The organism is Alcaligenes sp. Me129 (genome assembly GCF_050487245.1).
GTDB classification, from domain to species: domain Bacteria; phylum Pseudomonadota; class Gammaproteobacteria; order Burkholderiales; family Burkholderiaceae_B; genus Alcaligenes; species Alcaligenes phenolicus.
In genome coordinates this window covers 48,662-70,353 of the sequence record NZ_JBKQGX010000008.1, presented here as the reverse complement: position 1 = coordinate 70,353, position 21,692 = coordinate 48,662, and the positions used below count along the sequence as shown (strand labels likewise).

Annotated in this window: 19 protein-coding genes; 10 read left to right on the top strand and 9 right to left on the bottom strand. The window is 56.5% G+C overall.

Features of this window, described 5'->3' with window-relative positions; all coding sequences use genetic code 11:
• Positions 1 to 68: 68 nt before the first annotated feature.
• From surE to rlmD, 4 genes are all read left to right on the top strand, one after another.
• On the top strand, positions 69 to 809 hold the full coding sequence (gene surE / locus ACLPGZ_RS10385; protein ID WP_035271813.1) for a 5'/3'-nucleotidase SurE: 741 nt from the start codon (positions 69 to 71) through the stop codon (positions 807 to 809).
• Positions 806 to 1,630, top strand: coding sequence for a protein-L-isoaspartate(D-aspartate) O-methyltransferase (locus ACLPGZ_RS10380; RefSeq protein ID WP_009462090.1), 825 nt, complete (start codon positions 806 to 808; stop codon positions 1,628 to 1,630). Before surE ends, ACLPGZ_RS10380 begins: the two co-directional genes overlap by 4 nt.
• Before the next feature lie 23 nt (positions 1,631 to 1,653).
• Positions 1,654 to 2,478: a peptidoglycan DD-metalloendopeptidase family protein gene (locus tag ACLPGZ_RS10375; protein WP_009462088.1), complete on the top strand. Its 825-nt coding sequence runs from the start codon at positions 1,654 to 1,656 to the stop codon at positions 2,476 to 2,478.
• A gap of 297 nt (positions 2,479 to 2,775) precedes the next feature.
• A complete protein-coding gene (gene rlmD / locus ACLPGZ_RS10370; RefSeq protein WP_239054312.1) occupies positions 2,776 to 4,086 on the top strand; it encodes a 23S rRNA (uracil(1939)-C(5))-methyltransferase RlmD in 1,311 nt (436 codons plus the stop codon).
• Positions 4,087 to 4,419: 333 nt separating this feature from the next.
• On the opposite strand, the gene ACLPGZ_RS10365 is transcribed toward rlmD, so the two are convergent.
• Positions 4,420 to 5,088, bottom strand: coding sequence for a TetR/AcrR family transcriptional regulator (locus tag ACLPGZ_RS10365; protein ID WP_239054311.1), 669 nt, complete (start codon positions 5,086 to 5,088; stop codon positions 4,420 to 4,422).
• A 218-nt stretch (positions 5,089 to 5,306) separates the two neighbouring features.
• On the opposite strand from ACLPGZ_RS10365, the gene ACLPGZ_RS10360 reads away from it, so the two are divergent.
• The gene (locus tag ACLPGZ_RS10360; protein ID WP_239054310.1) at positions 5,307 to 6,719 is read left to right on the top strand and encodes an NAD(P)/FAD-dependent oxidoreductase; all 1,413 of its coding nucleotides are present in this window, start codon (positions 5,307 to 5,309) and stop codon (positions 6,717 to 6,719) included.
• Between the two features lie 154 nt (positions 6,720 to 6,873).
• Positions 6,874 to 9,324, top strand: coding sequence for a penicillin G acylase (locus ACLPGZ_RS10355; protein WP_239054309.1), 2,451 nt, complete (start codon positions 6,874 to 6,876; stop codon positions 9,322 to 9,324).
• 546 nt (positions 9,325 to 9,870) lie between these two features.
• On the opposite strand, the gene ACLPGZ_RS10350 is transcribed toward ACLPGZ_RS10355, so the two are convergent.
• The 4 genes from ACLPGZ_RS10350 to argH all read right to left on the bottom strand — a co-directional run bounded on the left by ACLPGZ_RS10350 (position 9,871) and on the right by argH (position 14,621).
• Positions 9,871 to 10,377: a GNAT family N-acetyltransferase gene (locus ACLPGZ_RS10350; RefSeq protein WP_239054308.1), complete on the bottom strand. Its 507-nt coding sequence runs from the start codon at positions 10,375 to 10,377 to the stop codon at positions 9,871 to 9,873.
• A gap of 133 nt (positions 10,378 to 10,510) precedes the next feature.
• On the bottom strand, positions 10,511 to 11,371 hold the full coding sequence (locus ACLPGZ_RS10345; protein WP_239054307.1) for a class I SAM-dependent methyltransferase: 861 nt from the start codon (positions 11,369 to 11,371) through the stop codon (positions 10,511 to 10,513).
• A gap of 62 nt (positions 11,372 to 11,433) precedes the next feature.
• Positions 11,434 to 12,432 (bottom strand): MerR family transcriptional regulator, encoded by a 999-nt coding sequence (locus tag ACLPGZ_RS10340; protein ID WP_239054306.1) that lies wholly within the window; start codon positions 12,430 to 12,432, stop codon positions 11,434 to 11,436.
• A 767-nt stretch (positions 12,433 to 13,199) separates the two neighbouring features.
• Entirely contained in the window at positions 13,200 to 14,621 is a 1,422-nt protein-coding gene (gene argH, locus ACLPGZ_RS10335; protein WP_026483337.1) for an argininosuccinate lyase, read from the bottom strand.
• A 145-nt stretch (positions 14,622 to 14,766) separates the two neighbouring features.
• On the opposite strand from argH, the gene ACLPGZ_RS10330 reads away from it, so the two are divergent.
• The 3 genes from ACLPGZ_RS10330 to ACLPGZ_RS10320 are packed head-to-tail and all read left to right on the top strand — an operon-like array spanning position 14,767 to position 17,329.
• On the top strand, positions 14,767 to 16,077 hold the full coding sequence (locus ACLPGZ_RS10330) for a mechanosensitive ion channel family protein (protein ID WP_009462068.1): 1,311 nt from the start codon (positions 14,767 to 14,769) through the stop codon (positions 16,075 to 16,077).
• A gap of 19 nt (positions 16,078 to 16,096) precedes the next feature.
• On the top strand, positions 16,097 to 16,435 hold the full coding sequence (locus ACLPGZ_RS10325; protein ID WP_003799650.1) for a P-II family nitrogen regulator: 339 nt from the start codon (positions 16,097 to 16,099) through the stop codon (positions 16,433 to 16,435).
• 51 nt (positions 16,436 to 16,486) lie between these two features.
• Complete coding sequence (locus ACLPGZ_RS10320; protein ID WP_239054305.1) at positions 16,487 to 17,329, top strand: aldo/keto reductase; 843 nt, start codon at positions 16,487 to 16,489, stop codon at positions 17,327 to 17,329.
• 89 nt (positions 17,330 to 17,418) lie between these two features.
• Here the strand turns inward: ACLPGZ_RS10320 and ACLPGZ_RS10315 are convergent, their stop codons facing one another.
• The gene (locus ACLPGZ_RS10315) at positions 17,419 to 18,627 is read right to left on the bottom strand and encodes an MFS transporter (protein ID WP_035271794.1); all 1,209 of its coding nucleotides are present in this window, start codon (positions 18,625 to 18,627) and stop codon (positions 17,419 to 17,421) included.
• Between the two features lie 50 nt (positions 18,628 to 18,677).
• Positions 18,678 to 19,253 (bottom strand): chorismate--pyruvate lyase family protein, encoded by a 576-nt coding sequence (locus ACLPGZ_RS10310; RefSeq protein ID WP_115633756.1) that lies wholly within the window; start codon positions 19,251 to 19,253, stop codon positions 18,678 to 18,680.
• A gap of 36 nt (positions 19,254 to 19,289) precedes the next feature.
• Here ACLPGZ_RS10310 and ACLPGZ_RS10305 point away from each other — a divergent pair, with 36 nt between their 5' ends.
• Entirely contained in the window at positions 19,290 to 20,024 is a 735-nt protein-coding gene (locus ACLPGZ_RS10305; protein ID WP_009457119.1) for a pseudouridine synthase, read from the top strand.
• A 15-nt stretch (positions 20,025 to 20,039) separates the two neighbouring features.
• Here the strand turns inward: ACLPGZ_RS10305 and ACLPGZ_RS10300 are convergent, their stop codons facing one another.
• A complete protein-coding gene (locus ACLPGZ_RS10300) occupies positions 20,040 to 20,894 on the bottom strand; it encodes a 23S rRNA (adenine(2030)-N(6))-methyltransferase RlmJ (RefSeq protein WP_239054304.1) in 855 nt (284 codons plus the stop codon).
• A gap of 25 nt (positions 20,895 to 20,919) precedes the next feature.
• The gene (gene ugpQ / locus ACLPGZ_RS10295) at positions 20,920 to 21,666 is read right to left on the bottom strand and encodes a glycerophosphodiester phosphodiesterase (RefSeq protein ID WP_080748050.1); all 747 of its coding nucleotides are present in this window, start codon (positions 21,664 to 21,666) and stop codon (positions 20,920 to 20,922) included.
• Positions 21,667 to 21,692: the final 26 nt, after the last annotated feature.

The following is a 21,692-nucleotide window of genomic DNA, read 5'->3' as shown; positions in this document are numbered from 1 at the left end:
CAGCAAAATACCAAAGGCAGCGGGTACAATTTGCTGCCCCTGTTAGATTTTTAACGGAAAAGTAAAGCATGCGTATTCTGGTCTCCAACGATGATGGCTATACAGCAGCCGGTATCGAGGCTTTGTATGAAGCCTTGCAAGGACTGGGTGAGCTGACTGTTATTGCACCCGAGACCAATTGCAGCGGTGCCAGCAATTCCCTGACCTTGAATCGTCCCCTGTCGCTGCGCCAGGCCAGCAATGGTTTTTATTTTGTTAATGGTACACCGTCCGATTGTGTGCACGTGGCCCTGACAGGCTTGCTGGATTTCCGTCCCGATCTGATTGTGTCCGGCATTAATAACGGCGCCAATATGGGCGACGACACCTTGTATTCGGGCACGGTAGCGGCCGCGATGGAAGGCCACTTGTTTGGTATTCCCGCGATTGCGTTTTCCCTGATCGAACGCGGCTGGAAGAACCTGGACAGCGCAGCGCGCGTGGCACGAGATCTGGTACAGCGCTGTCAGAAGAAGCCGTTGGCGGCCAATACCTTGCTGAACGTGAATATTCCGTGTTTGCCCTACGAAGCCTTGAAGGGCACGCAAGTCACCCGCCTGGGCAAGCGTCATCCTTCGGAGCCGGTCGTAAAAAGCCAGACGCCTTATGGCGAACCCGTGTACTGGATTGGCCGTGTCGGTGGTGTGTCCGATAGCGAGCAGGGCACAGATTTCGGTGCCGTGGAACAAGGTGCAGTATCCATTACGCCCTTGCGCGCGGACCTGACTCACCACGAGCAACTGGCCGGATTGCGGGACTGGATGCAATGACAAGTAAACCAGGCAAGCGCTATCCTTTTGCAGACGGCACTCGGAACCGGTTCGGCAAGTCCAGCCTGGGCAGTGGCCTGTCTGCCAGCAATAGCAATACCCGTATTGTGCAACGGGGCCAGTTACAACCGACACCCTCGGCCATTTTGTCACCGCAAGTGTCAACAAGTGTCAACTTGGGTTTGAACTCGGAACGCTCGCGTGGCATGATGATCGAGCGCTTGCGCCGACAGGGAATTACCGACGAACGAGTGCTGGCGGCCATGCAGGCAGTACCGCGCCATCAGTTTGTTGATCAGGGTTTGGCCAGTCGGGCCTATGAAGATGATGCCTTGCCTATCGGCTTTGCGCAGACCATCTCCCAGCCTTGGGTTGTAGCCCATATGATCAGCCTGGTGTGTGACCAGAAAATACCGACCAAGGTGCTGGAAGTGGGGGCCGGATGTGGTTATCAGGCTGCTGTTTTGGCACAATTGGTCAAAGAAGTGTATGCGGTAGAACGTATCAAAGGCTTGTGCGATATGGCTCGCGATCACATGCGCCAATTAGGGCTGTCGCAACGGGCTCGAATAATGTTTGGTGACGGAATGCAAGGTTACCCTGCCGCGGCACCATATGATGCTATTGTTGTGGCGGCAGCCGGTCCGGTCATTCCCAGAACCTTATTGGAACAATTAACATTGGGGGGGAGACTGATCGCCCCTGAAGGTACGACACAACAGCGCCTGGTTTTGGTGGAACGCACCGGACAGGCTACTTGGCGTCGTGAAGAACTTGATGCGGTTCGCTTCGTGCCGATGCGAGCCGGAACCCAGATTTAGTCAGATATTCTCAGGAGATTTATATGCAGCATGCAGTCAGGTTACCGTTAACCGCTGCTTCCACCGGTACACAGTGGTTCTTGACGCCCCGTCAGTGCCTGGTGGCGGCTGTGGTCACCAGTACCCTGCTGGCTGGTTGTGCAAGCCGTAATGAGCGCGCTCCAGTCACTGACCTGAGTTCCTCTTCGGCGGCAGGCAGCGTCAGCAGTGCCTCGGGTACCTATGTGGTACGCCCCGGCGATACGCTCTACAAGATTGCACAAGCGCACGGCATGGACGTGAATTCGCTGATCCAGTTGAACCAGATTACGGATCCTTCCATGTTGCGCGTGGGTCAAACCTTGCGTCTGGACGGCAATACCTCGATGGCGGCAGTGACGACTCGCCCAGCCGGTAGTGGTAGCACACAGACCTCGCCAGTCAGCCCGGCCACCCCGGTCAAGACTGAAACGCCCGTGTCTGCGCCTCGCGCCAGCGACGCGGCTCTGATCGCCTGGGGCTGGCCTGCCAGTGGCAAGATCATCCAGGGTTTCAATGCCTCGACCAAGGGTATTGATATCGAAGGCAAGGTGGGCGACCCCGTGGTTGCCGCAGCGGATGGCAAGATCATGTACGCCGGTAACGGTGTGCGCGGTTTAGGCTCCATGGTGCTGGTTGGTCACAGCAATGGCTTTATCACTGCTTACGCCCATAACAGTGTCTTGCACGTTAAAACGGGTCAGCAGGTGAAGAAGGGGCAGCGTATTGCCGATCTGGGTCAGTCTGACACCACCTCGCCACGACTGCACTTCGAGATTCGTCGCTCCGGTACGCCGGTCAACCCGATCTCGTACCTGCCTACGCGATAAGCTCGGTATCTGGACTGAAAAAAGCGGCTTCTGGCCGCTTTTTTTGTGCGCTCTGTTCGAGGGTGCTTAACGGAATGACTTTTTGAGTGCAGATTGCTCTTCCAACTTGAAGGCTATGCCTGTCGGGCGGGCGGGTCATTCAGAATTTAGTAGCGTTGTGGAACCGCTAGTGCCGCGTTGTGCTTGTTTTTACCCGTTGAGCCGAATGCTCATTGTAAAATCAGCGATTCGCCATCGTTTGCAGCAATGCAACTGCGCCATTCTGCTTGGCAGGACGCTTATTTAGGTTTTTATCGAATGTCTGACGTATTGTTAATTGAATCGCTGGATCTGGAAGGACGCGGCGTCGCCCATAAAGAGGGCAAAGTGGTGTTTGTGGAAGGCGCCTTGCCCGGCGAAGCAGTGCTGGCCGAGACGGTGCGCTCCAAGGATTCCTACGATAAAGCTCGCATGACGGCTTTGTTGAAAGCGTCGTCGCAGCGTGCTGAACCTCCCTGTCCCAACTTTGGTGTCTGTGGTGGCTGTGCCATGCAGCATCTGGAGCCCTCGGCCCAGGTTGCGGTCAAGCAGCGCGTTCTGGAAGATTCCCTGGGCCATATCGGCAAGGTGCAGCCGGGCCGTGTGTTGGCACCCTTGCACGGCCCTTACTGGGGTTACCGTTACCGCGCCCGTTTCTCTATGCGCTACGTGCCTAAGAAGGGTGGGGTGCTGGTCGGCTTTCGTGAAAAGAATGGCCGCTACGTGGTGGACATGACGGAATGTCGTGTCCTGCCCGCCAAAGTTTCTGCCTTGCTGGAGCCCTTGCGTTCCTGTTTGGCTGGTTTGTCCCGCCCGGATCGTTTGCCTCAGATCGAGCTGGCCATGGGCGACAAGATTACCACCTTGACCCTGCGTCACATGGAGCCGCTGACTAGCGAAGATATCCAGCGTTTGCAGAGCTTCGGTCAGGAGCACGACATCAGCTGGTGGCTGCAGCCCAAGGGTCCGGAAACGGCCCATCCTTTGCTGCGCGAAGATGCGGACAAGCTGGCCTACGCACTGCCCGAATTTGATTTGCGTATGCCGTATCGCCCGACGGACTTTACGCAGGTGAACCACGACATTAACCGCAGCCTGATCTCGCGTGCCTTGACCCTGCTGGACGTCAAGCCCGAGCATCGGGTGGCCGACTTGTTCTGTGGTCTGGGTAACTTCAGCCTGCCGCTGGCACGCCGTGCCGCCGAGGTGGTTGGCATTGAAGGCAGCAGCACCTTGACCGAACGTGCCGGTGAAGCAGCCTTGGCCCACAACTTGCAGGGCAAGGCAAAATTCACAACGCTGAATCTGTTTGAGGTGGACGTGCAATGGCTGCGTGACCTGGGTCATTTTGATCGCATGTTGATTGACCCGCCGCGTGATGGTGCCTTTGCGGTCGCCACTGCTTTGGCGCAGCTGGAAAAGCACGAACGCCCCGAGCGTCTGGTTTATGTGTCCTGTAGCCCAGGTACTCTGGCTCGGGACGCCGGTGTATTGGTTCACCAGGGTGGTTATACGCTGGAATCGGCCGGTGTGGTGAATATGTTCCCGCATACGGCACACGTGGAATCAATTGCCGTCTTTACACGCTAAGTACACCTAAGCAGGCTTCAACTAAAACGCCCTGCAAATTGGACAGAGTTCCAGTTTGCGGGGCGTTTTGTTTTTCCTGGAAGGTGTTGTCAGCTCGTTCGTCCAAGGTGCTGTTGCCTTTAACACCGACCATTTCGGTGGTATCACGTTTTAAAGGCTGGCGGAAGGGCTGGCTGAAGGATCAGTCGCGTTCAGGTGCTTTTCTCGAAATGTGGGCATGAGCCAGCCCGTGTCCTTGCCAAGGTGGCCGGCAGCTATATGCTTTTTATCAGCACGTTTGAAGGCTGGGCTGGCTGATCGGTTCTGTGTGTGTGATTCGGTCCGTTGCTGATTTTACTGCTTGGTGGCAGGTGTTGCCGCTTTACCAGCATGGACAATCAAGCCATCGTGTATCAGCTCCATCATCATCTTGAATACCTGCTCGGATTGCAGATGCACAAAGCGCGGCAGAATCTGGCGCAGCATAGGCACATCCTCGGCGGGCCATTGTTCCAGTTCGTTTAGCTCTTCTTCAGTCACCGGGCGGATAAGTCCACCCAACTCGCCCTGAATCAATCCATATAAAGCGGCATACCAGCCCACACAGGCGGCGGGGATTTCGGCATCGCTCAAACCGCCATCGCGCAAGGCCCTGTATACCTGCTCAAGAACCAGATAGTCGGCCTTGCCGGTATTCAGAAAACGCTGCATTTGCTGAAAAGTCTGTGGGTGGCCCAAGGCCAGCTCACGATACTGTCGGGCCAATTCATACAAACGCTCTGTCCACGATAGCTCCGTATCTACGGCCTGAATGCGTCCCGTCAAGTAATCCGCCATTGCGCGCAGCAAGCCGTCCTTGGACTTGAAGTGATAGAGCACGGCCATTGGATCGCAACCGACTCGTTCCCCCAGTTTGCGTAAAGAAAAGCCGCTGTCGCCGGCTTCCTCCATCAAGGTGACGGCGGCGATGACCAGCTCGTCCTTATTCAGTTTGCGTGTGCGCGAGGCGGGTGCTTGGGCCAATAGAGTTCCTTTGATAGGGAAAGGGCAGATTTGCCAAGTTTAACTCTACAGAGTAGAATAAATTAATTCTACATCGTAGAAGAAGATCGTTCCACCCCGTTTTTACAACGGGGTGTTGATAACGAGACAGAACGGAACGCCGCGTTGACGGGGCGTCACCGGAGCATTCCGCTCTGTGATCCAGGCGGCCAAAAGGCCGTAACAGACACAGGACATTTATGCTTATTTCTAAACCGACTCTTTTAAACGATGTTTCCAGCGCAGAGAGCTTGTTGGTCAGTAATCCCCGATTGTGGAACTGGCGAAAAGGCCATCTGAACGAAGCCGTCGCGCCCGCGACGTATTACGAAGCATCGCTAGCCCCCTGGACCCGCTTTGATCCTCTGCAAGCCGACACGCAATGTGATGTGCTGGTAGTGGGTGGTGGCTTGCTGGGGGCCTCTACCGCCTTGCACCTGGCCCGCTCCGGCCTGGACGTGGTGCTGGTAGAAAAAGACAGTATTGGCTCTGCCGCTTCAGGTCGAAACGGTGGTCAGCTGACTCCCGGTCTGGCCCGTTGGGAAGCCGCAGACATGATTGCCCATCTGCCTTTGGATGAGGCCCGTCGCTTGTGGCGCTTTGCCTCGCATGAAGCCATGGATCTGCTCGATCAAATTGCTCAGGATTACGAGCTGGATTTTGATCGTCGTCGTGGTCATTTAACGGCTGCCATTCACGCAGGCCATATGGGCGCATTGGTAGAGGGGGCGGATGCCCGACGCTATCTGGGCGATACCAGCGTGGAAGTTGTGGGTAGCTACGAGCTGGAGCAGGAAATCCGCTCGCCCTTGTATCACGGTGCTGTGGTGGATACTCTGGGCGGTCAGTTGCATCCCTTGGCACTGCTGCGTGGTCTGGTGTATGGCTTGGCTCAACATGGAGGTCGAGTTTATGAAGGCAGCCCGGTCGAAGAAATCGAGCAGACGGAAAAGGGCGCTTTGGCTATCACCCCCGGTGGCACGATTCTGGCCCGTCAGGCCTTGGTGCTGGCCGTGCATGACACGACTTCGCAGTTTTTGCCGACGCAATCCAATACCACTGTTCCGTTCTATACCTACGTAGGTGTGACTGAACCTCTGGAGTGTCCAGTCAGCGAGTTGCTGCCTACAGACCGTGCGGTGTATGACACGCAATTCCAGATCGACTATTACCGCGCCGTGCGTCAAAACCGCCTGTTGTTTGGCGGGCAGGGCACCGGCACCAGTTGGTCCCCCGAACGTATCAATGACTACCTGCTGGATCGTATCCAGACGGTTTTCCCGCAGCTGGAACAGGTACAGCTGGACTTTTCCTGGAGCGGGATCAGTGACTTTACTCTGAACGGGGCAACTGACTCGCGCAAGACCGAGGATGCGGTACCTGTGTACATGGTGCATGGCTGGAGTGGTCACGGCGTGGCGCAAACCGTGCGTATTGGTAAAGCCATTAGTGACGACGTCATGGGTCGCAACGAAGACTTTGCCATGCTGACGGATATCACCCATCGCAGCATTCCTCTGGGCCATCAGTTATCCGGCCTGGCGATCCCAGTGGTCAAGGCCGCCATTGGCATGATGAGTGCAGTGAATCCTGGTCGTCTGGTGTCCTTCTAAGTACGTTTTCAAGCCCTTGCTTAGCAGCGCTGACTAGGGCAAGCCCTTACTTGTTTTCGATCCTGATTGTTTTACATTGTGATTTCCTATTCGTATTGGCTTCAATATTTTAGGTTCATAAGAATTTTCAGTATCATAAAAACAAGGGACAGATATGCAGAAAAGGCTTGTTCGTACCGGGGCTGCGGCCGCTGGTTTGATCTTGGGTTTGGCGTGGGCACCAGCCCACGCGCAGGTGCAGTCGGTAGAAGTGATGCGCGACAGCTATGGCGTTCCGCACGTCTTTGCCGACAGCCACTATGGCTTGTATTACGGCTATGGTTATGCGGTTGCCCAAGATCGTCTGTTCCAGATGGATATGGCGCGTCGCTCCTTTGTGGGCACAACTGCCGCTGTCCTGGGCCCTGGCGAGCAGGATGTCTACGTCAAGTACGACATGCAGGTGCGGCAGAACTTCACACCCGCTTCGATACAGCGGCAGATCGCAGCCCTGTCCAAAGATGAGCGCGACATTTTCCGTGGCTATGCCGATGGCTATAACGCCTATCTGGAGCAGGTACGCCGTCGTCCTGAACTGCTACCCAAAGAATATGTGGATTTTGATTTCCAGCCCGAGCCACTGACGGACTTTGATGTGGTCATGATCTGGGTGGGCTCCATGGCCAATCGCTTTTCCGACACGAATCTGGAAGTGACGGCACTGGCCATGCGTCAGTCTCTGGAAAAACAGCACGGCCCGGAACGTGGCCGCGCCTTGTTTGATGAACTGCTGTGGATCAATGACACAACAGCCCCCACCACCGTTCCGGCACCCGCTGCCGAGCGCAAGCCACAGGCGCAAGCAGGGACGCAGAATCTGGCTCATGTTTCTTCACAAGTGCTGGCTGCCGAGCTGGAGCGTCAGGACAAGCATTGGGGTGGCCGTGGCCCGGACTTTGCACCTAAAGCCAGTAATCTGTGGAGCACCCGCCCCGAGCGCGTTCAGGATGGTTCTACGGTTCTGATCAACGGCCCGCAGTTTGGCTGGTACAACCCGGCTTACACCTACGGTATTGGCCTGCACGGCGCGGGCTTTGATGTGGTGGGCAATACGCCTTTTGCTTATCCGATTGTTCTGTTCGGTACCAACAGCGAGATTGCCTGGGGGGCGACTGCTGGTCCCCAGGACGTGGTGGATATGTATCAGGAGAAACTGAACCCGGCGCGTGCCGATCAGTACTGGTTCAACAATGCCTGGCGCACGCTGGAGCAGCGCAAGGAGCGTATCCAGGTACGCGGTCAGGCTGATCGTGAAATGACGATATGGCGCACCGTACACGGCCCCGTGATGCAGTTTGATTACGAACAGGGCACGGCTTACAGCAAGAAGCGCAGCTGGGATGGTTATGAGGTGCAGTCCTTGCTGGCTTGGCTGAATGTAGCCAAGGCGCGCAACTGGATGGAGTTTCTGGATCAGGCCAGCAAGATGGCGATTTCCATTAACTGGTACTACGCCGACAAGCACGGCAATATCGGCTACGTATCGCCTGCTTTTCTGCCCCAGCGTCCTGCCAATCAGGACATCCGCGTGCCAGCCAAAGGGGACGGCAGCATGGAGTGGCAGGGCATCAAGAGTTTTGACGCGATTCCCAAAGCCTACAATCCGCCGCAAGGCTATCTGGTCAACTGGAATAACAAACCTGCGCCTGACAAGACCAATACGGATACCTATTACTGGACCTATGGCGACCGAATGAACGAGTTGACCAGCCAGTATCAGCAGAAAGATGTGTTCAGCGTGCAGGAGATCTGGGCGTTCAACAAGAAGGCGTCCTACAGCGATGTGAACTGGCGCTACTTCCGTCCGCATCTGGAAAAGCTGGCGCAAAGTCTACCTGCCAATGACGCTGGTCAGGCGGCGTTGACGACCTTGCTGGCCTGGGATGGTATGGAACGCGATAAAGCTGGAGAAAATGCCGGACCGGCTCGGGTGCTATTCAAAACCTGGCTGGAAGAAATGTACAAGCAAGTCCTGATGCCGGTGGTGCCTGAATCGCATCGCGCCATGTATAGCCAGACGGGTTTTGCCACGCAGCAAGGTCCCAACCCTGGTTCGATCAACTTGAGCATGGGCACCAAGGTACTGTTGCGTGCCTTGGCCCTGGAAGCCCATCCTGATCCCAAGCGTGTGAATGTCTTTGGTGAGCGTTCGTCTCAGGAAATCATGTACACAGCTTTGCAAAATGCGCAGGCCCGCTTGAGCCAGGAGCAGGGTGCTCAGATGGAGCGCTGGACCATGCCGACCTCGGTGCATCGCTTCAGTGACAAGAACTTCACGGGCACTCCGCAGACGACGTCGGGCAATACCTTTGCCTTTACCGGCTATCAGAACCGTGGCACGGAGAACAACCGTGTGGTGTTTGATGCCAAGGGCGTGGAGTTCTGCGATGCCATGCCGCCCGGCCAAAGCGGTTTCACCGACCGTAATGGTGTCCGCAGCCCGCATTATGAGGATCAGCTGAAGTTGTACGAGAACTTCGAGTGCAAGACGATGGATGTGACGCATACGGACATTCGTCGTAATGCGCAAAGCAGCACGATGCTTTTGATTCAGCCGCAGCCTTAACGTTGAGTGCGGCACCTGCACTTTTTGGGGCGGTGCCGTTTCTTCGATCGCTGCTGGGGGGGTTTAGCAGGCCTGGAGATGCACCCCTCAGAGGGAATTCGCAAAGGTAGCTTGCCAGTATCAGCAGCGAAGCTGAGTACGAAGTCTAAGTTGCCAGTCCGGGCAGGCAGGATTGGAAGTAGGTCGAAGCGGTATAAATCTATTGACTCTGGTTGATCTAACAGAAGCTGGCAGATCTATCGGGCAGAAAACGACCCAAACCGGAAGTTCGTCTTGCACCAAAGCGGTCATTCAGCCCGTACCCGGCGCCCACAAAAAAGCACCAAGGACATGACTCCCTAGTGCTCTAAAAAGCCAGCGGCCATCAATTACCGCCAGCTATAGGCGCAGCTTTCGCTGCATTGCAATCGTCACGCCATCACTAGCGGCGCATGTACAGGCCGAGCGCTGCAAAGCCCAGCACCATCACCGACAACAGCAGCCGCTCCCACAGTTCGCCAAACAGCGGCACCGGTGTGGGAGTTGCAGGAACCTCCACAGCCGCTGTCACGTTAATGCTTTAAGTCTGTACCACTGTGGGCACTCATGGTGAACTAAGCCGCCTCCGGCATTCAGCGCATCTCGAAGATGCAGGACGGGGTTCATCACGGGTTTGAACCCGAATTTTGCATACGCCGGCGCACACCACGGAACATCTTTAAAAGTCGTCAGCGTCAGCGCAGCCAAGCCGGTCTCCACCGCATATTGGTAAGCGCTGCGAAGCAGTCCCGTGCCAACACCTTGTCGTTGCCAACCGCCATGAACAGAAAGCTCCCAAATGTGAAGCTCATGATTCAAAACTTCGGCATTCAAAAATCCGACCAGGTCGTCCTGCGATGTCTCAGCGACCCAAACGCTTCTCTTGAGAATGAGCCGCTCATGTTCAGCCCGCGCGATGACCTGGCCAGCTGCCAGCCAATCCAAATGGGGGATAGCTCGATAGAGCTCGCTGGCGGACTTTTCGATTCGCGGCAAATATGCCGCGTCCTCAAGGGTGGCAACACGAATGAACATGTGGGCGGAAATGACCGGTCAATTGGAAGGCTGCACCCGCGCCAGTGAACCAGGCACTTTAGTGAGGTGCAGTCCTCCACAACGATTGTGGGGTAGCATCTGCACGCAAACTGTACAGATGCTCTTGGTCAGTCTATCGCTTGACCGCACTCAGATAACGGAAGCCGCCGCCTGCAATCTGCAAGCCATCTCTGCGGCCCGCGAAATAGCGGGCGTTGAGTTCTGCCGGCCCCAAGTCTTCATCGACTTCAAAGCCCGCAAATGACAGCAGTTCACGCATGCGCTCCGGCGTGCAAGATGATTGCCACGGCTCGCCTCCCGCAGCCATCATGCTGGCCGTGAACTGCATCATGACTCGCTCCACAGGATGCAGTTGGGCCTCATCCAGGCGGTAGTCCAGCGTAACGGTGGAGCCTGGAGCAAGTTGCTGTAACGCAGCAATCTCGCGCTCAACCACATCGTTGCAAAGGTAGACGAGCACCCCCAGCACAGACAGGCTGACAGGCTTGGCAAGGTCTGCTCCACCTGCGAGAAGACCATCAACACTGGTCATCTCCCGCAAATCGGTGGCTACATAGCGCAGGCTTGCGGGCTGAGCCCATCCGTTGTCTGTATAAAGGTCTGTCTTCCATTTCTGCATTGAAGGCTGGTCCAGTTCAAACGTGGTGACGGCAGGAAGCGTGGACGCACTGCGCAGTGCCCATGTATCCAGACCTGCCCCGACTATGCCGTATTGCACAGTTCCGTTGGCAATGGCTTTCAGCAAATGGTCTTCCGCGAATCGTGAGCGGGCTACGATGCCCGCCCGCATGGAGCGTGACGGGACATCGTTTTGCACCATTGGTTCGCGCATCAGTGATGCAGCATTGGCACTTCCCAAAGACGCTATGGCGAAGGGATCCTTGAATACCAGGTCGCCTTCGAGAATCTGGTGCGCTGCTCGTGAAGTGGCGACACGCATGGCCGAGGGGCTTGGACAGTCAGTGTATTTCATTGGAATACTCCTGTTGTTGGTTCAACGAAAGGAGTACTTTCAGACCTGACGTAACGCTAGGGTCAAGAGGCAGCAGCTTCGAGGTATGCCCTCAATTGTGGACCAACAAAGTGACCGAGCGTCAATATGGGCTCCGAGGTATAGGCCTGCTTCAGCTTGACCGCAAGCGACATATCCTGCGCTACGGTTCTAAGCGAGAGTTCGCGATATCGCGCTACCAACTCGCGCGCAGCCTTTGTCTTTGGAGAGACTCTATTGGCGAGCAGCCTCTCTCCTTGAGCCGCAAATGTCTCCCACTCAGGCCCTGTAGAGCCATCCAGTCTGTTAAGTTCGTCTGGCGAGAGATGACGGCGCAATGCTTCCAGGCGCAACTCGATGGCTTGTTCAAGGTATTGCATGAGCTCTGGCTCAAGTCCAGCGTGCCGCGCCGTCTCAGGCGCTTCCCGATGCATTCGCGCCCAATCAAGGATGGCGCCCAGCCGTCCTCCGAAAACAGACATTGCGATGTTCATCCACCGTTGTGCGAGCAACTGCGTTTGCGCTGCATCGACCGGAACATCGCCGCTTCGGCATGCAAGCAATTTTCCGGCAACTGGCTGCCATCGGGCCTTGGCGCGACGCCAGTGCGCAAGCAGCCGCCGTACGTCCTCTGAGGGAAGGTACAACTGATGAGTCTCAAGGAGGCGAATGCCGTCGAGCAAATCACCGGCCGATGCGTTTTGGCGAGAGACAGCGTGCTCCAGAAACAGCAGCTTTTCTTTGAGCTCCTGGATTTCCACCAGCTTGCGCGTAGCATCTTCTACCTGGCGACGCAGTAACACTTGAGGTGTGACTTCACCTCCAGTCAATGTTGCCGCAATCGCTTCGAGGCTGAGTCCTAGTTGTTTGAGGGACTGAACGGCATGCAATCGCTCGATGTCGTTGGCACTGTAGAGGCGATACCCCGACTCGCTTCGAGCACTGGGGCATACCAATCCGATATGGTCGTAATGATGCAGAGTACGTACAGTGATACCCGCACGCTTGGCGACTGCTCCTATGGTGAGATGAATGGCGTCCACGGTTTACACGGTTTGTCAGATTTACCACGATTGTCTGGTAAAGGTCGAGCCTGTAGGGGGTAACCGCCCTAAAGCGGGCTTAGCGTTCTTTCAATTGCCGGCATGGCGGGTTAACCTAAGTCTGCGACACACGCTCAAGGCCATCCGAAGCTTCCGGCCCGTAGGTGCCAAACGACAACTTGATGCCGCGCTGCGCTGGTGTAAGCATGCTCTCGGGTGAAAGCTCCATGCCCTTGCTATTATTGTCCATGAACCATCCGCAGAACAGGTCAACACGAAACCGAGTCACGATGTCACCCTAAACCGCTAGGTCCGACGTGACTTGACCAAGCAACTCCGAGACCTGACCATCCAAGTCTTCTGGCTCGGTCTCCTTCGCCCTTAGACGCCACATGCCAGAGTTCTTCGTGCCAATGCGGCCCGATGGGCTCTAAGGAATCTGCGGCCCTTTCACATGAGCTGACGTCGGCATTGCACTGAGTAGCCTCGAAATTTCCTCAGGCACTAGTTCGTCACCCATGATGCGCAACGTTGCCACAGACCGTTCGAGATGAACCATTAGTGAAGCCTATTCAGATTGACGAAGGACCGCTGTTGGCTCCATTGTGCCCGTGGAGCGAATGTCGGGTCATGGCCGAAAGCAGCAGTTCCAGTCCTAACCCTAACGCAACTGACAAAACACGTCAGATCAAATCTGAGTCAATGCCTAAAAAAAAGCCGCTCCTAGAACAGGAGCGGCTTTTTCTGCTTTCAGCAGTCGCTGCTTATCAGCCTGGAATACGATCCAGAATACGCTGTGCTTCGATACGGACACGTTCGGGGGCGGTGCCACCGATGTGTTTGCGCGAAGCGACCGAGCCTTCCAGCGTCAGCACGCCAAAAATATCCGACTCGATACGGCTGTCGAATTTCTGCAGCTGTTCCAGGTTCAGATCAGCCAGATCGCAACCCAACTGTTCACACTCGCGCACGGCCAAGGCCACGGTTTCGTGGGCATCACGGAAAGGCAGGCCTTTCTTGACCAGGTAGTCGGCCAGATCAGTAGCAGTTGCAAAACCTTGCAGCGCAGCAGCTCGCATGGCTTCAGGCTTGACCTTGATGCCCGAGATCAGGTCTACAAAAATGGTCAGGGTGTCGCGAATGGTATCAGCCGAATCGAACAGACCTTCCTTGTCTTCCTGGTTGTCCTTGTTGTAGGCCAGCGGTTGGCCTTTCATCAAAGTCAGCAGGGCAATCAGGTGACCATTGACGCGACCGGTCTTGCCACGGGCCAGTTCGGGAACGTCGGGGTTTTTCTTTTGCGGCATGATGGAGCTGCCGGTGCAAAAACGGTCAGCCAGATCAATAAAGCCCACGCGTGGGCTCATCCACAGCACCAGCTCCTCGGAGAAGCGGGAAATGTGCGTCATGATCAGGGCGGCAGCGGCGCAGAATTCGATGGCGAAGTCGCGGTCCGACACAGCGTCCAGCGAGTTGCGGCACACATCGTCAAAATCCAGCAGCTTGGCAACCATTTCACGGTCGATCGGGTAGCTGGTGCCGGCCAGAGCGGCCGCGCCCAATGGCAGGCGGTTCACGCGCTTGCGGCAGTCTTGCAGACGCTCGGCATCGCGCTGGAACATTTCGGCGTAGGCCAGCAAATGGTGCCCAAAAGTAACGGGCTGTGCCACTTGCAGGTGGGTGAAACCGGGCAAAATAGTGTCTGCCTGAGCCAGTGCCAATTCAGCCAGCTTGCGCTGCATCTGGGCCAGCAGGTCCAGGGCAATGTCGATTTCATTGCGCAGCCACAGGCGGATATCGGTGGCGACCTGGTCATTGCGCGAGCGGCCAGTGTGCAGGCGCTTGCCCGCATCGCCAATCAGCTCGACCAGACGTTTTTCAATGTTCAGGTGCACGTCTTCCAGATCCAGCAACCACTGGAACTGGCCTTGGGCGATTTCGTCCAGAATCTGGCTCATGCCGCGTTCGATGTCGGCCTTGTCCTGCTCGGTGATCACACCGACGGCGGCCAGCATGCTGGCGTGGGCCAGGGAACCCTGAATATCAAAGCGAGCCATGCGCTTGTCAAAGTCCACCGACGCTGTGTAGCGTTTGACGAGGTCAGAGACGGGCTCGGAAAAACGAGCCGACCAGGCCATGGCCTTATTGGCGAACTGGTCTTGGGAAGAGGAGGGGGTGTTTGATGACATAGAGGGCAATTATAGTGGATCGGACGGGCTGACGCAGGTCATCCAGTCCCGCAGGAAACAGACGCTGTGCAGTATATTAGATAGTTTTCAGACTCTAGGAAACCATGCGGGCCCTTTTTGGGGCTGGCTGGACAAGGAAGAATACATGGAGCAAGAACGCACCTTTGCCGATTTGTTGGGATGGCAATGGATCGAAGCGTATTTACCGCAGGATCGCTGGGTACAGATTTTGGCCGGTTTGGCCATGCTGACGGTGCTGGTCTGGATTGTCAGCTGGTTGACCAGTTCCGTACTCTCGCGCCTGGTGCGGCGCTTGCTGAAAGTGGCGGGCAAGGACGATTGGGCGCGTGCCCTGGTCAAGAAGCGCTTTGTGCGCAACGTGGGCTATGCCGTGCCCTTGCTGGTGGTCAGTTCCAATCTGACCTTGCTGCCCCTGGCCAAGACCTTGCTGGAAATCATAGAGCGGGTGGCCTTGCTGGGCTTTCTGGTCTTTCTCATCATGGCGATTGTCAGCCTCCTGGGGGCCTGGCAAGAGGTCTACGCCAATTCCAGCAAAGGGCGCACCAAGTCCATCAAGGGCTATGTGGAAGTGGCCAAGATAGCGGTGTGGGCGATTGGCATTATTGTCATGATCTCCATCATTCTGGATCAATCGCCCGTTCTGTTGCTCTCCGGTTTGGGTGCACTGTCGGCGGTGCTCTTGCTGGTCTTTAAAGACACTTTGCTGTCGCTGGTGGCCAGCACGCAGATGAGCACCAATGACATGTTGCGCATCGGCGACTGGATCGAAATGAAGCAGGCCGGGGCGGATGGTTTTGTTATTGATATGGCGCTGCACACGGTCAAGGTCCAGAACTGGGACAAGACGGTTACCACCATTCCCACTTACAAGCTGTTTTCCGAGAGCTATCGCAACTGGCGTCAGATGTTTGAATCGGGCGGCCGTCGTATCAAGCGCACCCTGAGCATCGATGCCTCCAGCGTTCGGTTTTTGACTCCAACTGAAGTCGATAGCCTGTCGCGCTTTGCCTTGTTGCGCGATTACCTGAACGAGAAAAAAGAAGATCTGGAGCGCTCCAACCAGGAGCTGAGCCGTGCCGGTCTGGATGCGGTCAATTACCGTCGCCTGACCAACCTGGGCACCTTCCGCGCTTACTGCATGGCTTATATCAAGCGTCACCCTGAAATTCATCAGGACATGATTCAGATGGTGCGCATGATGGAGCCCACGGCGGACGGTATTCCTATCGAGGTGTATTGCTTTACCAATAAAACCGCCTGGGTGGACCACGAGCGCATCCAGGGCGATATTTTTGACCACATTCTGGCTGTGCTGCCTGAGCTTGGCTTGCGTCTGTTCCAGTCGCCTACCGGTCGCGACTTGAGCCTGGGCTTGAGTCTGGCAGCAGAAAGTCATCGTCCGTCCTTGCCGGGCGCTGCCAAAGATCCTCTTTAAATTTGACGTGCGAGTAACCATGAAACAAATTACGGCCATCATCAAACCCTTCAAGCTGGATGAAGTTCGCGAAGCCCTGGCAGAGCTGGATGTTAACGGCTTGACCGTGACTGAAGTGAAAGGCTTTGGTCGCCAAAAGGGGCATACCGAGCTGTACCGCGGTGCCGAATATGTGGTGGATTTTCTGCCCAAGATTCGTGTGGACATCGTGGTGGCAGCTGATCGCTGTGACGCGATTATCGAAGCCATTATCAAAGCCGCCCATACGGGCAAGATTGGCGACGGCAAGATTTTTGTGACGCCGGTCGAGCAGGCTATCCGTATCCGTACTTCGGAGAGCGGTCGCGACGCCTTGTAAGGGGGGGCGCAGTTGGGCTGGTTTGGACAGTAGTTATGGAAGGACAAGCTGATGCGATATGAAAAACTAGGGTCGGCACCACGTGTTTCGCGGGTGGGCCAAGGCAGTTGGTATGTGGAGCAGGCCGATTGGGCGCAGAGCGTGGCCGCGTTTCAGGCCGGGCTGGACGCTGGCATGAACCATATCGACACCGCCGAGATGTATGGTGACGGGCAAGCAGAAACCTTGATCGGTCAGGCCCTGCAAGGTCGTCGGCACGAGGCGTTTCTGGTGTCCAAGGTCTTGCCCTTCAATGCCAGCCGTCAGGGCGTAATCCGCGCTTGCGAGGCCAGCCTGAAGCGTCTGGGTACGGACTACCTGGACCTGTATTTATTGCACTGGCCCGGTCAGGTTCCTTTGGAAGAAACCTGCGCAGCCTTTGACAAGCTGGTTCAGCAAGGCAAGATCAAGCAATGGGGCGTCAGCAATTTTGACGTGCCGGATCTGGAAGAGCTGTACGACATCGTGGGGCCGGGTGAAATTGCCTGCAATCAGGTCTTGTATCACCTGAACGAGCGCGCGATTGAACACGCGGTCATGCCCTGGTGTCAGGAGCATCAAGTCAGCGTGGTGGCTTACAGTCCCTTCGGTCACGATGATTTTCCCGAGCCGGACTCTCAAGGCGGGGCCTTGTTGGCCGAGATTGCGAGCCATTATCAGGCTACTGCGCGGCAAGTGGCTTTGGCTTTTTTGCTGCGTGACCCCAATATGTTTGTGATTCCCAAGGCCTCGCGCGCGGTTCATGCCCAGCAAAATGCCGCTGCCGGGGATCTGGTGCTGCAGCCCGAGCATATTCAGGCATTGGACGCTCAGTTTCCACGCGGCCCCAAGCCTGCTTATTTACCGATGATTTGAACGCAAGAGGAACGGCCCCCAAGCCTGGATGAAATCCAAGGCTTGGGGGCCGTTTTTCATGAGCCGTTGCTTTGCGGCTGTCGCTTTGCTTAACTGGCGAAGTAGGGCTGACGCTTATTCTTGAAGTACAACCAGGCCAAAGCCAGCATGACTACGGCCGAGATCGGCAGCGTCCAGGTATTGACCCCATACCAGCCATACACGGCCAGCACGCGGCCCGAGGTGAAGGAGGACAAGGCCACACAGGTAAAGATGATGAAGTCATTCAAAGCCTGCACACGGCCACGCTCTTCGGGGCGGTAGCAGTCCACCACCATATTGGTGGCACCAATAAACCCGAAGTTCCAGCCCAGACCCAGCAAAATCAGGCTGACCCAGAAATGCGGCACCGTCATGCCCAGCAGCGCCACAATGCTGGCCAGTCCCAGCAAGAGCACGCCCGCAAAGGTGACGGGGATCTTGCCAAAGCGCTTGATCAGATTGCCGGTAAAGAAGCTGGGGCCGAACATGGCCAGAATATGCCACTGAATCCCCAAGGTGGACTCTTTCAGGCTATGGCCGTGCATGACCATGGCCAAGGGCGAAGCCGTCATCAGAAAGTTCATCAGCACATAGGAAGCGACTCCGGCCAGGAGCGCAATGATGAAGTAGCTATTGGAGGCAATTTCGCGTAAGGGGCGTCCGGTGTAGGGGATTTTCTCTTGCTGATTCCGTGTGCCGGGTGCCAGGCGCAGGCCAAAGGCGAAGGGCAGGACCAGGGCTGCCAAGGCTGCTTGTGCCAGGAAGGCGGCGGCAAAAGGGTGCTCCGGCCAAATGTCCTGGGTATGGATAATGGTCTGGGTGGCGATAATCGCGCCCAGCAGCCCTCCGGCCATGACCCAGGAAATGGCCTTGGGACGGAAGGCATCACTGGCGTCATCGGCCGCGGCAAAACGATAGCTTTGCACGTAAGAGGCATACAGCCCGGCCAGCAGAGTGCCCACACAGAACATGACAAAGGACAGGCTGTAGATCCCGGCGGCGGCCAGCAGGCCCGCCCCTATGCCCAGCAAGGCACCAATGATATAGCCACCCTGGCGTCCCAAGCGGCGCATCAGGTAGGCCGCTGGCAAAATGCCCACAGCCAGACCCAGGTTGAAAATGCCTACCGGCAAGGTTGCCAGATCCGGGCTGCTGGCCATTTTTTGGCCCACCAGACTGCTGAGTGCGACCACCAAGGCCGGGTTTGCCCCGCCTAATGCTTGCATCCCGGAAAGAATAAAGGCGTTGCGTCGGCTTGGATCGGCTTGCGTGGACATGGTCAGGTTCTGTATATAACTTTGTTTTATTAGTTAATGTTGAATTTGAGCTAAACCAGTGTAGCACCGCGTGCCCAGAAGGCTGGCATAAAGGATTCGGCCACCAGGAGGGGTTGACCGTGCCGCCAGAAGACGGAGCAGCGCGACAGAATCTGCTGAGCCTGCGGAACCGGCTCGCCACAGGGATTCAGGGCGCGCTCAATCGTGCGAAAAAAGCTCATACCGCGATTCAAACGGCAGCTTAAAAAGGCGGAACGTTGTATCTGGGCATCGTTATAAAGCATGTCGGCCAGCGGACGGCTGCGCAGCCGCCGTATGCCTTGCCAGACGCTGTGTGAGGCGGGCAGGGGGGTGAAACTGCGGGCAATCACGCAGCGGATTCCGTCCACCGCCATGGACACCTCGCGTATCCAGGCCAGCGTGCCTGGCGGCTTTTGAATCAAAGCGGCTTCTTGCGGGTTCAAGCGGCAAGCGTATTCGCTGACCACTTCCAGATCGACCTTGCCCAAGCGGCGCAGACCGCCAGTCAGGGCGCCGGGACGGTGTAGCCAGTACTTTTGAGCAGGGGTGGCAGAGGGGTGAACCTGCTCATGCCAGGGTTTTTTTGTGCTGGAGGGAAATTTCATGTCCTGTATTATCGCCAAAGCCATAAAATAGCGCTCATGGAAAAAGAACGTATCTCAAAATTAATGGCCCAGCGCGGCATGTGTTCACGCCGTGAGGCGGATGCTTTCATCGAGCGCGGCTGGGTTCGTGTGGACGGTCAAATCGTCTCTGAACTGGGGAGCAAAGCCTACCCCAATCAGAAAATCACACTGGAAAAACAAGCGCGTCAGCGTCAGACCCAACGTGCCACTATCTTGCTGCACAAGCCCGTGGGCTATGTGTCGGGGCAAGCCGAAGCTGGTTATCGCAATGCGGTTTCCCTGATCGGCGCTTCCACGCAGTACAAGGGTGGTCGCGGCAGCCAGCGCTTTGATCCGGCGCATTTGCGCGGTCTGGCGCCGGCTGGTCGTCTGGATATCGACTCCACCGGATTGCTGATTCTGACTCAGGATGGTCGTATTGCGCGGCAGATTATTGGTGAAGACTCGGTCATCGACAAGGAATATCTGGTGCGTGTAACCGGCAAGCTGAGCGAGCGTGGCCTGGAACTGCTGAACTTTGGTTTGAGCCTGGATGGCAAGCCCTTGCTGCCCGCCCAGGTGTCCTGGCAGAACGATGACCAGCTGCGTTTCATTTTGCGCGAAGGCAAGAAACGCCAGATTCGCCGCATGTGTGAACTGGTCGGTCTGAAGGTTGTGGGTCTGAAGCGCGTGCGTATTGGCGATCTGGTGCTGGGCGACCTGCCTATGGGCCAGTGGCGCTACATGAAAGAATCCGAGAGCCTGGCCTAAAGGCAAAGGGGCGGCTTACAGCCCCGAGTGATGAAGTTGAAAGCTGGCCTTGTCATCCTGGGCCAGCGTTTTTGTTAACCACGGCATGCTTTGTTCCAGAGCTTTGAGCAGCGTCCAGGGAGGATTGCTGATGAACAGGCCACTGCCATGCAAACCCAAACCATTTTTGGCCGGAGCACGAACCGACAGGCTGACATGCAGCCAGGGCGTATCCAGTTGCTCCAGCTTGCGTTGCAAGGCTTGTACTTCGGGCCGCTGCACAATGGGATACCACACGACAATACAGGCTTGAGCAAAACGCTTGAGCGCGTTTTTGACACTGTTCAAGACCTGCTGGTAGTCGGATTTGGCCTCGTACGAGGGGTCCATTACCACGATGGCACGTCGCGAGGGCGGCGGTAGCAGGCGTCCCAACTGTTCAAACCCATTTTCCGGATACAGGCGCACCCGACGGTTTCCCTGGGGAAATAGTTGCGCGACGTTGTCGCTCAAGACTTCGAATTCAGATGGGTGCAGTTCAAAGCCGTGAAAGCTGTCCTGCGTGCGCAAGCGCTCCAGCGCCAGCCAGGGCGAACCGGGATAGTAGCGCGCGGTACCGTCCGGGTTCAGGTCGGCAATGGCATCAATATAGTGTTCCACCAGCTCCGGGTAGTCGTCCTGCTGCAAGACCCGGTCCAGGCCGTCGTAGAACTCGCCCTTGGTTTGCGCCCAGTCGTGCTCCAGATCATAGATACCGGCACCACAGTGGGTATCGATGATGCTGAAAGCGCTGTCTTTTTGAGCGTAGTAATTAAAGATATGCAGCAAGGTGGCGTGCTTGAGCACGTCTGCATGATTGCCAGCATGAAAGGCGTGACGGTAACTGAACAAGAGAAATCCTGGTGTTGCGGTTTAATTAAAGAGTGTCGGGGCGAATGGTGGTGACTTTATCAGTGAAAATGCCATTGCACCCCCAATCCAGCAGTTCGCGCACCCGCTCGGCATCGTTCACGGTCCAGACAGCCACGGTGTAGCCTTTTTGTCGAATTGCCTGAACCAAAGCCTGAGTGACAAAGCGGTCATTCAGATTCAGACCCATGCAGCCCAGACGCTCCAGACGTTCGGGCCAGTCGGCCGGAACCTCTTCTTCAATCAGCAGGGCACGGGGCAGGGTGGGGGCGGCTTGTTGGGCTGCTTCCAGAGCCTCTTCAGAAAAGGACGACAGCAGCGGCGGCAAGCTGGCCTGCGCCCACAAGGCTTGGGCGGCCAGGGCGACCAGTCGGCCCGTTTCGGCTTCGTCCCCGGTAGTCGGCTTGATTTCGATATTGCTGTGAACCTGATTGGCCAGGGTGAAGGCGGCTATCGAACTTAATGTGGGCATGGGCTCCCCGGCGTAGGCCGAGGAATGCCAGGCACCGAAGTCCAGGGCGGACAGCTCGGCCAAGGTTAGCCTGGAAGCAATACCCTGACCATTGGAAGTACGGTCCAGCTCGTCATCGTGCAGCAGCACGGGAACCGCATCACGGCTTAGTTTGACGTCGTACTCCATCATGCGAAAACCGTTCTGGGCACCGACCCGAATGGCGGCCAAGGTGTTCTCCGGGGCAATCTTGCCGGCGCCACGGTGGGCGATCAAAGCGGGGTAGGGCCAGTGATGATTCATTGAAGACATGGCAGACTCGCAAGAGG